General features: G+C 36.0%; 10 protein-coding genes and 1 pseudogene. 10 read left to right on the forward strand and 1 reads right to left on the reverse strand.

Features of this window, described 5'->3' with window-relative positions; all coding sequences use genetic code 11:
• Nucleotides 1–2: 2 nt before the first annotated feature.
• On the reverse strand, nucleotides 3–491 hold the full coding sequence (locus CSEC_RS07580) for a hypothetical protein (protein ID WP_041017851.1): 489 nt from the start codon (nucleotides 489–491) through the stop codon (nucleotides 3–5).
• Between the two features lie 250 nt (nucleotides 492–741).
• Between CSEC_RS07580 and CSEC_RS07590 the strand changes: the two genes are divergently transcribed.
• The 10 genes and pseudogenes from CSEC_RS07590 to CSEC_RS13530 all read left to right on the forward strand — a co-directional run.
• Nucleotides 742–1599, forward strand: coding sequence for a glycoside hydrolase family 191 protein (locus CSEC_RS07590; protein ID WP_053331892.1), 858 nt, complete (start codon nucleotides 742–744; stop codon nucleotides 1597–1599).
• A 35-nt stretch (nucleotides 1600–1634) separates the two neighbouring features.
• Nucleotides 1635–3896 (forward strand): polysaccharide deacetylase family protein, encoded by a 2262-nt coding sequence (locus CSEC_RS07595; protein ID WP_041017853.1) that lies wholly within the window; start codon nucleotides 1635–1637, stop codon nucleotides 3894–3896.
• 53 nt (nucleotides 3897–3949) lie between these two features.
• Nucleotides 3950–7873, forward strand: a complete 3924-nt coding sequence (locus CSEC_RS07600) for a tetratricopeptide repeat protein (RefSeq protein ID WP_041017854.1) — start codon at nucleotides 3950–3952, stop codon at nucleotides 7871–7873.
• A 103-nt stretch (nucleotides 7874–7976) separates the two neighbouring features.
• On the forward strand, nucleotides 7977–9350 hold the full coding sequence (locus tag CSEC_RS07605) for a GAF domain-containing protein (protein ID WP_041017855.1): 1374 nt from the start codon (nucleotides 7977–7979) through the stop codon (nucleotides 9348–9350).
• Nucleotides 9351–9364: 14 nt separating this feature from the next.
• Entirely contained in the window at nucleotides 9365–10462 is a 1098-nt protein-coding gene (locus CSEC_RS07610) for a tetratricopeptide repeat protein (protein WP_041017856.1), read from the forward strand.
• Nucleotides 10462–11955 carry a GT4 family glycosyltransferase PelF gene (gene pelF / locus CSEC_RS07615; RefSeq protein ID WP_041017857.1) on the forward strand — a complete coding sequence of 498 codons (1494 nt, stop codon included), beginning with the start codon at nucleotides 10462–10464 and terminating at the stop codon, nucleotides 11953–11955. Before CSEC_RS07610 ends, pelF begins: the two co-directional genes overlap by 1 nt.
• Before the next feature lie 20 nt (nucleotides 11956–11975).
• Nucleotides 11976–13370 (forward strand): exopolysaccharide Pel transporter PelG, encoded by a 1395-nt coding sequence (gene pelG / locus CSEC_RS07620; protein ID WP_041017858.1) that lies wholly within the window; start codon nucleotides 11976–11978, stop codon nucleotides 13368–13370.
• A 29-nt stretch (nucleotides 13371–13399) separates the two neighbouring features.
• Nucleotides 13400–15481 carry an ATP-binding protein gene (locus tag CSEC_RS12760; RefSeq protein ID WP_053331893.1) on the forward strand — a complete coding sequence of 694 codons (2082 nt, stop codon included), beginning with the start codon at nucleotides 13400–13402 and terminating at the stop codon, nucleotides 15479–15481.
• Between the two features lie 45 nt (nucleotides 15482–15526).
• Nucleotides 15527–15931, forward strand: coding sequence for a response regulator (locus CSEC_RS07630; protein ID WP_041017859.1), 405 nt, complete (start codon nucleotides 15527–15529; stop codon nucleotides 15929–15931).
• A 493-nt stretch (nucleotides 15932–16424) separates the two neighbouring features.
• Nucleotides 16425–16550, forward strand: a pseudogene (locus CSEC_RS13530) (IS982 family transposase); the annotation flags it as partial.
• Between the last annotated feature and the right edge of the window lie 154 nt (nucleotides 16551–16704).

The following is a 16704-nucleotide window of genomic DNA, read 5'->3' on the forward strand; positions in this document are numbered from 1 at the left end:
CATTAGTTTCTTACGCTTATTACCATTTGATTTTTAAGTGATAAATATTCGCGAGAGTCGTGATGGAACCCTTGAGAATGTTCTCCGGCTTCATGGGATTTTGGAAAAGGGTAGGGTTTATCGTTCCATTTCAAATTGAAGAGGGTTTTAAATAGTTTTATAACTTTGGAAAAATCCTTAAGATCCGATTTGCTCCCTTCTTTCTCAAGAGACATCTTGCTAGTTGTTGCTTTTCCTTGAACTTCTATTGTGATTTTTTTGTTACTCGGCAAGGCAAAAAGTTGGTTGCCAATTTGATACACATCCATGGCAGTTCTTGATACAATGCCGCTTATGATATCAGAGCCTTTTTTGACTTCTACTCTTACACTAAAAGACCCGCCGGGCACTTTGTATATTACAGTCTGGTTATGACAAGGGCAAGCAAAACGATTATTTAAATCATTTAGAAGAGAGGAAGGATCAGAACAAGTGATTTCTGGAGAGGACATAGGATCTCCTGCTAAAGCGATTAAAAAATTTATACTGTTTTTCAAACATCATTTTTTGGCTTTGAAGAACCGAAAAATGGACGCGGGTTTGTATTTTAAGCTAAAAGTTTCTTATTTTCAATGTTTAAGAATCTATATTTTTTTCCGAATTAGTGAAAAAAAAGCAAGATAAAGTAAAAGTTTCGTTTTTTATCTGGAAAAAATAATAGACATCTAAGACAAGTCTATACATATGGTTTTTAGAGCAATTATGAGACTCTTAGTAATGAATAAACTTTCGATGCAATATTTCTGGCTGTTATGGACGATAATTTTATTTTGTGAAAGCAGATCTTTTGCTGACAATAGGCCATTTGCTATTATTTACAATAGCGAGATTTCAAAAGATACTTTAAAAAACTTTAATCTTCTTGTAATGGATGACACGACTTTACCATTAATTGAAACTATTAATCAATCGGATGTTACAACTCTTGGCTATCTCAATCTTGGAGAAATAGAAAAAAGCCGCAAATACTTTAGCAAAGTTTTGGATTTAGGAATTCTTCTTTCGGAAAATCCAAACTGGCCCTCTGAATATGCAATCGATATCAGAAGCCTCAAATGGGCGGAATTTGTAATAGAAGATCTCATTCCTTTACTTCTTTTTAAACGTTTTGATGGCCTCTTCATCGATACTTTAGATACCCCCCTAGAGCTTGAAAGACAAAATCCAAGTCAATTTAGCGGGATGAGAGAATCTGCCATTTCACTTATCAAAGCGATACGAATAAATTACCCTGACGTTCCGATTATGGTTAATAGAGCCTATGAAATCCTGCCCGAAATCGGGGGGCTTATCAACATGGTTTTAGCTGAGAGTTTATTTACAAGTTATGATTTTTCTAAAAAAGAATACCGCAAAGAAAATGAAGAAGAAATCAAAAGGCAAATAGACTTTTTAAAGAATTTGAAAAAACTTTTTCCTCATCTTACCATTTATACTCTGGATTATTGGAATTCAAGTGATTCTCAAGGGATTAAAGCCATTTACGAAAGATCTGAAAAAGAAGGGTTTATTCCTTATGTTGCGGATATTGATTTAATGAAAATACAAGAAAAACCTTAATTGGAAGATTCAAACAATAAGGGAAGAACTCGGTAATGAAATTAACAAAAGTGAAAATCTTCCTCTTATTCTATTTCTCTTTATGTTTAATCCACCCTCTCGAAACCATTCAAGAATTGAAAAGGGAAGTGATAGCGCCTTATTCAAGAAGTAAAATTGAAGATCCTTGGTTTACTTATGCTTTCCAATATGCCACGACACCCTTAGAACACTTAGGATTAATCGTAAAATTTAAAGATATAAAAGAGTTAAGTGATTTTAAAGAGACTAAAAATGTAAATGCCATTCTTCTCTTTGAGATGCCTCAAATGGAGTTTGAGGAAGCTCAAATTTTATTAACTTTTTTAATTGAATCCTTAAAAAAGAATATAAAAGTCATTCTTATAGGCACTCCTCCTTGGGATAACCTCCGTTATGCTAGAAACATAGAGCTTCAAATAGAAGATTTTTGGAGTCTTTTTGGACTGAAAATGGAGTCTGATTGGATTGTTTATACTTACAACATAAAATTACAAATGAACGGGTTTGAGTTTTTTGATTTTGAAAGAGAATTCGGTCCGATATTAGAACCCTTTCCGATTGTTAAATCTACAAGTCAAGATACGATAGAGATATTGTCTGCTTACACAAAACAAGATAAGAAAGTAAGCTGTCTTGCAAGCTATAGTCCAAGAGGCGCTTATATAAGCCAAGGGTATGCGCTCTTTGAAAATACCTATGGCGGCAAGGATTATAAAAAGTGGTATTTAAACCCTTTTACGTTTTTTTCAAAAGCATTAGATCTCAGCCTCTTTCCAAAACCGGATACGACAACACTTTGCGGCAAGCGTATTTTTTACTCCCAAATTGACGGGGACGGTTGGAATAATAAAAGTGAAATTAACCTCCCTGATAAAACAAACCCTTCTTCTTCTGAAGTTATTTACGAGGAGATTTTAAAGAAAAATCCTTATCTGCCGGTATCTGTTGCAGTTATCGGGGCTGATGTTGATTTTGAATGGGTTGGAACAGAGGAAAGTCAGAAAATCGCAAGAAAAATTTACGAGCTTGATTGGATTCAACCTGCCACACATACTTATAGCCATCCTTTTGATTGGAATTTTTTTAAAAATTATACCCCTCAAAAAGAAGAGCCGTTCCTTTCATTTTATTCCTTTGGCACATGGAAGAAGAGAAGTTTTATGACCTCATTTTGGAATCTTTTAGGCTTTCCATCTAAAAATGCCGAAGAGGAATCCGATGCCCCTTTTGAATACCCCATTCTTGAGGAAGGGTATACAGTACCAAGGGCTTTTGCCAATATGCCTTTTAATTTGAATCAGGAAATTCAAGGGTCTATTTCGAAAATCGAAACCTTGCTGCCTAAAGGAAAAAAAGTTGAGTCACTTCATTGGTCCGGCAATTGCAGGCCTTTTTTTAAAGCGCTTTATCTCGTAAAGCAAGCTAATATTCCCCAAATAAATGGAGGGGGCACAAGGTTTGATGGAGAATTTCCATCTTATGGCGATGTCAAGCCTTTAGCTAGAATAGTCAACGGGTTGATTCAACCTTTTTCCTCTATGGCGAATGAAAATGAGTATACGGATTTTTGGAAAACAAGGTTTTTTGCTTTTAATCAACTTCAAGTCACTTGGAATACCACGGGAATTCCGATTCGACTTAGGCCAATAGATCTTTATTATCACATGTATTCAGGTGAAAAGTTAGCAAGCTTAAGCGCTTTAAAAGAGAATATTTCGGCTCTATCAAAAAAAGAAATTATCCCTGTTGAAACAAGCTTTTTTGCTAAACTCATTAAAAGCTTTTATCAAGCGGCCATAATAAAATTAAGCGATAATGAATTTAAAATTGATAATCGCGGGTTTGTAAATACGCTTAGATGGGACAAGTCCTTTTTAAAATGCGTGGATTTTGACGCATCAAAAGGAGTTATTGGACAGAGGCATTTACATGGCAGCCTGTATGTGTTTTTAGATCCCTCTATCAAAGATCCAAGCATTCAATTAAAAGAACACTTGCAAATCGGGAACTTGCCCATGGCTTCAAAACCTTATCTTGTAAGCTCAACTTATGCCCTTTCTAATTTTAAAACGGATGAAAATAATAACGTTCAAGTTTACTTAAGCGGCTATGGTCCTTTAAGAATGGTATGGAAAGTTCCTCAAGAAGGCCTTTACTCCATTAATTTCAAAGGCAGAAAAGAAAATATTGAATCTCAAAAAGGGTTATTGGAATTAAATATTGATACCGTATATGAAAAAAAAGAGCGGTTTTCATTTTCGTTGCTAAAAAATTAAGATTTAAAAGCGCTTAATGTTTCATAACTTTTGGCTGGGCTTTTACACACCTAATGGGAAAACAGGCTTTTTACATTCTTGTTCTAGCAATTGCTATAGCCGCCATCGTCCTCTCTTTCTTTTTTATCCCCTCAAAAAAAGAAGAATCCTTGATGTACTATTACGACAAACGTTATGGGGAAGCGTACGAACATTTTAAGGATTTATATCAAAGCGGAGACCGCTCCCTATCTGTTCTTATGCCTTTGGTTTGGCTTTCTTTAAACTATGCCCAGGATGAAAAGGCAATTAGGATTCTTGAAGAGTATGTAGAAACCCACCCGAATGACAAACAAGCAAGAGAATATTTAGGGACTTTATACCTTGATACCAATAGGCCCTATGATTATTTGCTTAACCTTGAGGCGATTTATAAATTTAATCCGGATGTGAAAATTTTAAGGCAAAGGGAAGAGCTTTACTCTCAATTAGGTCAAAGACAAGCTCGCATCAAGGCCTTAAATGAGCTAATCGAAAAAGGCGCCGCAACCAGTCGGGAGTATCAAGAACTATCCTATCTTTATGCATCAGACGAAGAGTTGGATAAAGCGATTTTGATTGCCCAAAAACTTCTCTATGAGTACCCGCTCAAAGAAATGTCAGATGACACTGTCTCTTATCTAATAGGTCTTTTTGCAGATTATGGAGAGATTAATATCAGCTTATCCCTAGCAAGAAATTTTCTTTATAAAAATAACAACCCGAATACGGTATTAAAATTTTCAAGTCTTTTAGCAAGCCGGGGAAATTATTTTGAAGCTCTTGAAATTTTAGATTTGGCGCCGGAAAAAGATAAAAATTTACCTGTAATTTCCGCCACTAGAATCGGTTTGCTTTTGCAAATCGGAGAAAGAGAAAAAGCTTACGCATTGCTAAAATCAGATTGGCTTAATCATACTCTTTGGCCAAAACTAACCCCTGATTTTATAACCCTCGCTTCAGATTATGAGCCGGATGATGCCTTTTTTAGAAGTTTAATAGAAGATAAAGTCATTGAAGAGCTGAATTCAGACGCTGCCTTTTCAATAGCTCTTAGAGCCATAAGAACACAAGATGAAGAGCTTCTTCATCTTTTACAAGACTCTTTAAAAAGAGGGGATTGGAATGGAAATAAAGCGGCGCAATTTGCAATAGCGCTCGTTACAAGAGTTGCAACCCTTGAAGAAGAAACTTTTTTTTTGAGTTTATATAATATTGAAAATTTTAGAGATAAGGAAAAGGTGTCTCTTGCCGAAATTGCAAATCTAAAAGGTTATAGCGAGCTTGCCAAAGAGATCATTTCAAGTATAGAAAGCTTTGAGGCAATTGATGCCGCAAGTTTATACACTCTCGCAGCTCTTTATTCAAATTTAGGCCTTTCAGACGAGGGGTTAAAGAAACTCGAAGCTGTAAGAAAGCCAAGCGAAGAAATTGACGCTGATGATTATGCGTGGCTTTTGCTTGCAGCCTCATCTCATCATACGAAGGAAGTTGAAGATTTTTTAAATAAACACGAAGGGGAAAGCCCTCAAGTTTTAAAAGATATCTTCGATGTCGCCTTTAGAAATGAAGATCTCCCCTTTCTTCTTTTTATGGGCGAAGAGCTTATGAAAGAATCTCCCGGTTTTGAGAGCGAGAAGTTTTATGCTGTAGCCCTTCTTCTAAATCATCGAAATGAAGAAGCGTTTAAATTATTTGGAAAACTTCAAGCCATGGGGTATCCGGTAGATAAAGCTTATTTTGAAGCTCTTTATTTAGCTTCAAAAGAGGATAAAACTTTATACCCCCTTCTTCATGCCGAGATTATCAAGCAAATCAGATTTCAGAAGCTCTCTGAAAATGAATTAAGGGAGTATGCCTTTTTATTAGAAGACATTGGCTATCGAAAAGATGCCCTTCCCATTTTTTTAAAATTGTCCAAAAATAAAAGTTATAGCGATCAAGATGTGCAAATGCTGCTTTACCTATGGGGCGAGAAGTTAAGTTCCAAACAGGTAAAGTGGGTCTTGAGGCAGTTAAAAGAAACCCATTATAAAGAAAAGGGAAAATGGCTAAAGCTGCTTTTGGATTCCAAATACCCGAAAGAAGTTTTAAAACTTGCCGATATTGAAGAAATTGAAACAGATGATGATATTAGAGAGGCGTATTTAGAAGCCGCTCTTCTTTTGCATCGTTCTGATCTAATTAGAGAAGCGGTTTTTAAACTTATCCTTTCAGAGAATCGATTAGAAAAACTGATTAAGTTAGCATGGGCGGCTCATTACGCTAATTTAAATGAACTTGCAGAAATGGTTTTTGAAAAAGCCTTCACGATAGATCCTCGAAATAGAGAAGTCATTAAGGGCTTAGCGCTTGTCAGCTTTTTTCTTGGAAACAACTGTCTTGCTAAATGCTATTTGAATGATTTTATTGATTTGTTCGGGGCGGATTATCTAATTTATTATACTTACGGTGAATTGTTATGGAGGGAAGAGTATTTTTGCCAAGCTCTCTCTTTTTATCACCTCGCGCTTGAAGAAATCAATCGCCTTCCTGAAAAAGAAGCTTCAGAAGTATCCGTTGGAGTTATCAGAGGGATATCTCTTGCAAGAGTCGGATTAAGAAATCAAGCTTTTGAATTATTTGAAAACTTGCTTTGCAAATATAAAAATCAAGTCAGCATTTATTCCGATTATGCAAATCTGCAAATGGATCGGCGGGATTTTAGGGCGGCCTACCGTATTTTGCTTCGCTATCATCCCTCTGAAAATCAAGAAGGGGACGAGGATCAGAATTCAAAGAAATTTTATTACCTTTCATGGGTTAGGCTCTATAAAGAGACGAATAAAATCCAACGGGCTATTTCACTTTTGAATAGCTTGAATCTGGAATACCCTTGCGATCCTGATATCTTGGCTATGCTTGCCGATCTTTATTTTGTAGGCGGCCATGTTCGCGAAGCCGCTTGGTTAATTAATGATGCTTTGAGTGTGCGGCCTTATAGCAGCGCTTTCTATCGGGCAAGAGACTTAATTTTATTTGATTGGTCCCCTTTTTATGGCTTAAATTATGAATATCGGTTAACCGGCAATGATCAACTAGAAAGGTTTACCAGATTTATCGGAATTTATGACATCAACCCTTACTTAAGGTGGGGGACGATTTTAGAATCGGATCATTTATCTGATGATGACTTTACCGATATGGAAGGCGAAAACGTCTCGATTGATGTTATCCGAAATAGAGGAGAATTTTGGCTTGAAAAACATGTCTACACAGGTCTTGATTTAAGAGCTCGCTTCTTTCTTGGGGAAGCCGGGGTTATGGGCGTTGGGGGTGAATACAAAAGACTTTGGTACATCGATCGGCTTACCTTTGGATTTGAATGGAATAGGCCTTCTTGGGAGTTTGTAGAATCAACGGCCCAATTCGGTTCAAAAGATGATGTTTATGTTGAAGGCTACCATCGATTTACAAATCAATTGGAAGGGGTTTTAAGGCTGGGAGTGAACCGCTATAACTTGAAGGGTTTATATGATGCTGCAAGTTCTTGGATAGCAGAAGGCTTTTTAAGCTATAGGGTGCCGGATATCGCACCTTTCGCTTGCTGTCTTGGAAAGGATTCCCAAGTTAACCTCGTTTATCAATTGGATAAAGAACAAAAAATAGATGAGACAAAAAAAATAAATGATGAAGGTGAAACTTATAGGCCTCTTCCTTTAGATAGCCGCGAAGAACATACTTTTTATGCTTTTATGTATAAGAGGTTTCCCAATTGTCTTTTAATGGAGCTTTATGGAGGGTTTACCTTTGATAGGATGGCTGTTGTCAAGCACGTAGTTCCAACGTTTGGAGGCGCACTTGAATACTGTAAAAGAAGAGGCTGGAATTATCGGGCTGAATATCGTTACGCTACAAGCAGTGAAAAGACAACGCAAACAGTTCACAGTTTGAATTTTTTCCTAAGATATTATTATTGACTTGAAAAGTATATTTTCATCGTAAATAACTAGTAAATTTCGAAATTAAAATCTTTTTAATATACTTTATATTCTCGGATCCAAATTTATTTAAGTGAAGATTATGGCCTCCATTAATGAAACAAATCAAATAAGAAGTTTTTCAGAGGAAATGCTTCCACAAAAAACACCTAAAAAAATTTTCGGTGTAAGGTTTGCTGCCTTTATTGAAATTCTCGTTTTTCTTACCATAGCTTTACTCTTTGATAAATACTTTGGAGAAGGAAATCGATTTTTATCTATAAACCCGCATCCTTTTACCATCCTTATCGTTTTAATTTCAGTTCAGTATGGGACACTTGAAGGCCTTTTTGCCACAGCTCTTTCCACGCTATGCCTTTACTTTAACAATATTCCGGAACAAGCTGCCCAGCAAAGCTTATTTGAATACCAATATTATCTTGTTAAAATGCCTCTTCTTTGGTTTATCAGTGCTTTTGTTTTAGGCGAGCTCCGGATGCGTTTTGAATTTGAAAATGAAAGACTCGCTCAAGAATTAAGCGATGCTAAAAGAAGAGAAAATGTAGTAGCGGAAGAATTCAATCTTTTAAAAGCGTCAAAAGAAAATTTGGAAGCCTATCTTGTCGGTGAAACTAATACAGCTATTAAAACCTATGAAGCTATCCAAGGCATTGAAAGTTTAAGCACCGCTCAAATTATGATTAAATTAGTTGAAATCATTGATTCGGCCATTAGAGCAAAAAAATTTTCTGTTTATATTCTTGGAGAGTATGGCTTTGAAATTGTAGATTCAAAAGGCTGGGATAAAAAGGATTCTTTTCTTCTTAGAATTTCAAATGAACATTCGATATTTAAAGAAGTGGCGGGAAATCAGCGCATCTTATCGATTATCAACGAAGAAGATGAAAAATATTTGCAGAAAGAAGGTGTTTTGGCTGTACCTTTGATTGATCCTAAAACCTTAAAAGTTTTTGGAATGATAAAAATTGAAGAAATGGATTTTATTGATTTAAATATGCTGACAATTGAAGCGATAAAAAATCTCTCCCTTCTTATTAGCATGGCTTATGCCAATGCAAAAAAGTATAAAAATATCCTTTCCAAGAGCTTGTTTTCTTCAAGCAACGTTCTATATTCCTACTCCTTTTTTAAAATTCTGACGGAAATTTTTTGGGAGCTAAAAACAAAAAAAGGGATAGATACAGCCATACTTTCTTTTAGCAACCAAAAGGGAAAGCGTATTCCTTTGGAAAACATAGAAATGGGAGAAAGCGCTTTTAAAAGTATTGTTGAGAAAGCCTTTGATACGCCGGTTTATATTTTTTCCGGGGATAAGACTGAAAGAAATTATCACATTTTAGCACCCGGAATAAGCTTAAATGAAGCGCATATCAAAGCTGAGATTATTGAAGAACATTTACTTCATGATAATTACTTGAAACACTTTCAGTTCGAAAATAGCTGCTATCGCATTTAAAAAGAATTTGAAATATGGTTTATAAATCTAATTACATACGTAAAAAAGAGCATCGGTTCACTATTTTTTTATTAAGCCTGATTATTTTTTTTACTGAATCCTATGCTCTTTTTCTTCTTTACGGGAATAAGCTTTCGGCTCACAATTTTTTCTTCTTCCACATTTTTCTCTCTCTTATTTGTCTTTCCGTCTATTTTATTTACGAAAAATTGGATTTTGACCTTCGATACCCCATAATGAATTTAGCTTTTGTTTTTTTTCTCGGGCCATTCGGCGCTTTTCTTTTCATGGCAACAAGCTTACTGTCTTCATTTTATTTAAGACGAGTAGAGCCTTTAGAAAAAACCATAGAGGAATTTTTTCCTGAGGATCCGGAAGATGAAAACGCTTTTCGGGTCTATGAAAGAATACGATTTGGTCTTGATGTGTATGATCCCGATAAAATCCCTTATTCTTATGAAGAAGTCATGCGCTATGGAACAGAGTCTCAAAAAAAAATAGCCATTGAAAGAGTTTTAAAATACTTTAGAAAAGAGTTTACAAAACCTTTGCTTCAAGCCCTGTCGGATAAAGCTTCCTCCGTTAGAATTTTAGCTGCCACAGCTGTTGCAAGAATTGATAACCAATATAGTGAACATTTAAAAAAACTTGAAGATGAGGTTTTACAAAATCCAAACGATGTGGATTTACAGTTTAAATATGCCAATCTTTTAGAATCTCTTTCAGAGCTTGATCTTATTGATAGGGATAGACGTGAAAAGTTAAGAGCCAAAGCCATAGCTATCTTTGAAAAATTAGAGAAAGAATATCCTGACGATAAAGAGATTAGCTTTTCTCTTGGAAGGCTTTACTTGAGCGGTAATCAGCTTCCAAAGGCCATTTTTTATCTTTATAATTTAAAAGATAAGCATGGTTTTGTGGATGACGAAGCTCTAAAAGGACTTTTTAGGGCTTTGTTTCAAAATAAGCAATATCAAGAAATTCGAAGGATTATAAAGGAAAATAATATAAAAATTAAAGGGGATGGCGCAACGCATGATATTTTAGTTGATGAAATCATGCTTTGGAAAAATGGCATACCTAAAGAGAAATTATATTTGAGGGGCTCCTAATGAAGCCAACCTCTGTTGCTGATGTTTGTTTAATTTTGGAAGGGGCCTACCCTTATGTCACAGGAGGCTTATCGACCTGGACACACCATTTGATTCAAAGGCATCACGATCTCAATTTTAAAATAGTCTCTCTTTTACCTTCTAATTTTGATCCTATTATCAAATACGAGATTCCAAAAAACGTCCTCTCCATTGAAAACATCTTTTTGCAAAATTTGCCGGAAGGGGAAACCCTTAATCCGAAATTACGGAAAAGATTATTTGAATCATTAGAGGTGCCTCTTCTTAATCTTCAGCATAGCCCGAATCTCGACTCCTTCTCGAAAATCATTCATAGCTTAAATGAGTATGAAGGAAAAATCGGCAGGGATTTGCTTTTCAGATCTCAAGAATCGTGGCAAATGCTTGTTCGGATGTATCTTTCTACCTTAGGAGAAGGCAGCTTTATTAATTTTTTTTGGTCTTATTGGTGTCTTCTCGGCGGATTTTATTCGGTTTTGCTATACCCAATGGCGCAAGCAAAAGTTTATCATGCGCTTTGCACAGGGTTTGCGGGCCTTTTTTTAGCAAGGGCAAAAGTAGAGACCGGAAACCCATGCATTGTGACAGAGCATGGGATTTATACGAATGAACGTAAGATTGAAATTGCTTCCGCTGAATGGTTGGAAAACAGCAAGGGAATGGATTTAAACCTCGATGTTTCTTTAGGGGATCGCGATTTAAAGGATTATTGGAGCGATATGTTTACCGGCTATTCCAAATTATGCTATGAAGCTGCCGATGTCATTGTCACACTTTTTGAAGGAAATAAGGAGTTTCAAATCAAAGATGGGGCGGACCTATATAAACTGATGACCATACCTAACGGAGTTGAAATCGATAAATTTAAAGGAATAGAAAGAAGCGTAGATCACCCAAAAACGATCGCTTTTATTGGCAGGGTCGTTTCTATTAAGGATGTAAAAAGCTTTATACGGGCTGTTTTGCTTGTAAAAATGAAAATTCCGGATATTCAGGCATTCATAATGGGACCGACAGATGAAGAGCCTGATTATTATCAAGATTGTTTGGAACTTATAGAAAAATTACACCTTGAAGATACCATAAGGATAACCGGAAAAGTTGATTTAAAAGAATATCTTGGAAAGATTGATCTTTTGGTGCTTACAAGCATAAGCGAAGCCCAGCCTCTTGTCATATTAGAAGCGGGCTCAATTGGAATACCCTGTGTGGCAACAGATGTAGGCGCTTGCCGGGAGCTTATTTTTGGAAGAAGCGATGAATCCCCAAAACTTGGCGCCGGGGGAGTCATTTGCAAACTTGCAAACCCGGAATCAATTGCTAACGGCATCTATGAGTTGCTTTCTTCTGAAAGCATGTATAAAGCTGCAAGCGAGGCTATAAAAAATCGAGTTGCCAAATATTACCAAATTCAAGATCAAGAAGCTCTTTACCGGAAACTTTATTCCGAATTAAAAGATAGAAGCCTTTAGGCAATAAAAAGGACCGTTCAATGGCGGGCATTGGTTTTATACTTCGAAAGCTAGCAAAAAAAGACTCTCTTTCGGGAATGGCTTACGCTTATTTTCACGGAATCTTAGCCTCTTCGGCCCCTTGGATTTCAACAGTTATCGCGCTCGGCACTATTTATCTTCTAACTAGAACGCTTCATTTGTCAGGAGGCCAAGAGGTTTTTCGAGCCATAGTTTTATATAATTTCTGCTTTAGCCTTGTTTTTAGCGCGACATTAACTGTTATCGCAACAAGGTACATAGCGGATCACATTTACCTCAGGGATTTAAGATCCGTCCCCGCGATGTTTTTTAAAGTCCTCATACTTAACGCTATCCTGGTATTGCCAATTGTCGTTTGGTTTTATGGCTTTTATACTGATTTGACTCTAATTAATCGAATTTTAGCGGTTTTCAATTTTTATCTATGTCTTTTTATCTGGCTTTCGACTGTATTTATTTCAACCTTAAAAACTTATAAAGGTGTTTCTTTTTCTTTCATTGGAGGGATGGCAATCGGGGTCATTTTTGCTTTCCTGTTTGCGAATTCGTATGGGTCTACAGGGATGCTCATGGGTTTTAATTTTGGACTTTTAATAGTGGTTGCTTCATTAATAGCGCTTCTTTTGGTCGAATACCCTAAATGTTATATCCCTCCAAAAAATTTTTTTTCATTTTTTAAAAAGCATATAAAACTTGCTCTCTCAGGGACTTTTTACACCTTGGCTATTTGGGTGGATAAATGGATTTTATGGACAGCTCCGGAAGCTGAAAGGCTCCCTTCCGGTTTTTGGGTTTATACAAACTATGACAATGCCATGTTTATTGCCTACCTCACTGTCATCCCTTCTCTTGCTATGTTTTTAATCAGTCAGGAAACAGCTTTCTATGAAAGATATATTAAATATTATAAAGATATTTTAAATAATGCCAACTACAGTAAAATCCGTGAAAATCAAGAAAAGCTCATGGGCAGCATTCACTATCATGGCCGCAATCTGATGATCATGCAATTTGGAATAGCAGCGATTGTCATTTTATTTGCTCCAAAGATTTTTGTGCTATTTTCAATTAACTATATACAACTTAGTATTTTCCGATTTGGAGTCATTGGGGCTTCCTTTCAAATTTTAAGCCTTTTTTTAATTATCACAAATTCTTATTTTGAAAATAGAAAGGTGTTGGACATTTCCCTTTTGTTTTTTACATCAAATGTCTTATTCACCTTGATCACCTTAAAGCTTGGATTTCCCTATTATGGAATAGGCTATTGCCTATCCTGTATATTAACGTTTGTTTATAGTGCGATTTTACTCGAAGAGTTTGTTAGGATCCTTCCCTATCATACCTTCATTACGACAAATGAGGCTGTGAACTATAAGGACAGCATTGAATAGTTAGGAAGAGGTTTCAGGGTTGATAAAAAATGTATTCTAAATACAAGGAAGATGAACTTTTAGCCATTCTAGATCTTGCAAGTGAAGGGATCATCACTTTCAATGTTCGGGGGGATATCAAATTCATCAATTCAAGCGGACAGAAAATCTTAGGTATTAAAAACTTAACGAATAAAAAACTGAGCGACTTTTTTCCCGAATTTACACCTCCCTATGAACGTTTTTTCTCTTCCAACAACAGTATTTCTTTAGAAACGATTTACAAAAAAGAAGACAATTCGCTTTTACCTTTAGAGATCCACCTTAGCACGATTGTCTTTCCAAATGAAAAAATCCTCTATTATGGCCTTTTTAAAGATATTACAAGGCATAAGGAGATAGAGGAAAGCTACCATGTCAGCAATATTTTACTTGATTCTGTTGCCCTTGCTTTATCCCAATTTATTAAAGAGCGCTCTTTGGAAAATACTAAAGAGATCTTTGATCAACTTTTAAGCGATATAGCAGCCATTACAAAAAGCGTTTTAGCTCTAGCAGCTTTAAAAAATTCAAAGGGAGAGCTTAAGTTATTTGCCGCTTTTCCAAAGTCCAATTGGTCTTTATTTGAACCTCTTTTTAGTGAAGAAAGTGTTCTTTCAACACCTTATGCTGAATTAAAGAAAGAGATTGAAAAAGCAACCCTTGATAAGAAAACGCTGCTCAAAACCTATAGAGAGAATGAAAAAAAAATATTTCAAAGTATTCTTATTATGCCTCTTATAAAAAAAGATGAGCTTTTTGGGGTAGTTTGTCTTGCAAGCAACTGCAATGAGTTCAAGATTGAAACCATGCAGCTTTTAATCCCGGCGGTGCAATCTTTTATCATCATGTATGAGGATTTATTGAATGAAAATGATCGAAAGCAAGCGGAAGAAATACTGAAAGAAAGGGAGTTAATGCTCGAGGCTTCTTTAAAAGAGCTCCAAATAAGTAATGAGGAGCTTCTCCTTGCCAAAGATCAAGCTCTTTTCGCCAATCAAGCCAAAAGCAATTTTTTAGCCAATATGAGCCATGAAATTAGAACCCCCTTAAATGGTATTATGGGCATGGCCGAATTACTTTTGAATTCAGATTTAAACGATAAGCAAAAACGGTATGCGAACGCTGTCTATCAGTCTTCCGAGATTCTCTTAAGCCTTGTTAATGATATTTTAGACCTCTCTAAAATAGAAGCTGGCGGCATAAGGCTCGATAAGAAAGAGGAGTCTTTGATTATGCTTATTAAAGAGGTTGTTTTCTTATTTTTACCAAAAGCCCTATCAAAGAACTTATCTTTTAATGTTTTTTTTGATCCTAAGCTTTTAAGGCTTTATATCTTTGATGCGGTGAGGCTTCGCCAAGTGATTACGAACCTTGTCGGAAATGCCATCAAATTTACAGAAAAAGGAAGCATCACTTTAAAGGTCCATCTTTCAAGAAAACAAGATGATGATCATATCATTCATTTTGAAGTCGTCGATACTGGAATTGGCATCCCCGAAGAAGCGCAAAAAAGAATTTTTACCATCTTCATGCAAGCCGACATTTCCACCACAAGAAGGTTTGGCGGCACAGGCCTTGGACTTGCCATTTGCAAAAAATTGATTAAAAAAATGAATGGCGAGATCGATTTTACAAGTAAGGAAGGAAAGGGATCGCGTTTTTTATTTGAAATTCCCCTTCAACCTTCCCTTGAAGATCCTTTAGATCAACTTTCCGGCATGGATTTTTTCAAATTAAGAGGTTATCTTGGAATCAAAAATCCATTCCTTGCTGATTCTATTGCTAAATACTTGAGCTTTTGGAATGTGGAGTTTGAAGCTTTTCAAACTTTAGAAGAGCTTTTAGCTAAATTGAAATCAAAGGCCGTCCATGAAGCGATGCCTGACTTTTTAATCGTAGAGTCGCCCGAAATTATGGATTGTGGAAAAGAAACTGCGGGCCTTGGAATAATATTATTAAACGGTTCTTTTAATAAACAAGTGGGAATAAATGACTTATATCATTTTATCTCGATCCCTGTGTTTCCTGACGAATTTAAACAGCTGCTAAGAGAAATCGTTAAAAAAAAACAACAAAATCTAGAAGTTTAATATAAGAAAGAGTAGACCGGAAGGTACGGTAGCAGGGTAGTAATTATGATAAAAAAAATTACAACAAAGTTTGATGCATCCATTCTTGTCGTTGAGGACTATTCCTTAAATGCGGAAGTTGTTAAAGAAATGCTTGAAATGATGGGTTGCAGTGTCGACATCGCAGAAAACGGTAAAGTGGCTCTTGACCTCTTGCAAAACTATGACTATGATCTTATTTTTATGGATATACAAATGCCTGTAACTGACGGTGTTGCGGCAACCCAAATGATCCGTGACATGAAAAGTGAGAAGAAAGATATTCCCATCATAGCTCTCACGGCAAATGCTTTTCCCGGGGATCGAGAAAAATACTTAGCTTCCGGGATGAATGGTTTTATAAGCAAACCCTTAAGAGCTCAAGATTTGGAAGCCATTCTTCTTAAATATTTGCCTAAAAAAGAAGACTAATAATCTGTCAAATAAACTTTCAGGAATATGTTTAAAGGCATCTTTAAACCCAAATTGCCCCTAAATCACGCATGAGCATTGGCAAGTGAGAGGCTTGTGTGATATTTTGTGCATAGTGTCTTTTTTTACTAAAAGATTTTTATGCACGTCAAAATTATTTGCATCTATTGCATTTGTGACGATTTTCTTTCTGCTTTCGGATTAAGAGATGATAAGCAATGTTGCATGACCTCAGAGAGAAATATTAGCCGTGACTATTGTCTCTGCTCTATTCTTCAATGAAAATCTTTCTAGAAAAAGATTAATTTTAAAGCACGATGGAGATATTCCAAATAGGTTAAGTGAAAGTCGTTTAAACCGACGCCTACATGAGATTGATATTTCTGTATGGCCATCTATTTTCCTTGCGGTTAGTAAAGTATTCTGCAACAAAAATGAAAGTGTATAGTATCTTATTGATAGTATGCCTGTTGAGGTTTGCCTGAATGTAAGAATAGAAACCACTTTTAGTCAAATAGTAAGCATGTTTCCAAGAAAAATACATGCAGTTACTAAAGAAGGCTTCTTGCTGAAACAAGTGATTTTTATTATCTCATTTTCTATTAAACAGGCGTTGTAGCACAAGCTGAATTAGACAACTGATCTGACGCATCTAACGCCTTGCTAAGGGAGGAACCCTTGGCTTCGGCATTAGGTTAGCCATCTCAATTGTCTAACTCAACTTGCGCTAGGATTTAGCGGACAAGTTGGATTTTAATTAACGCCCGAATAAG

Source organism: Criblamydia sequanensis CRIB-18 (assembly GCF_000750955.1).
In the GTDB taxonomy this organism is placed as follows: Bacteria; Chlamydiota; Chlamydiia; order Chlamydiales; family Criblamydiaceae; genus Criblamydia; species Criblamydia sequanensis.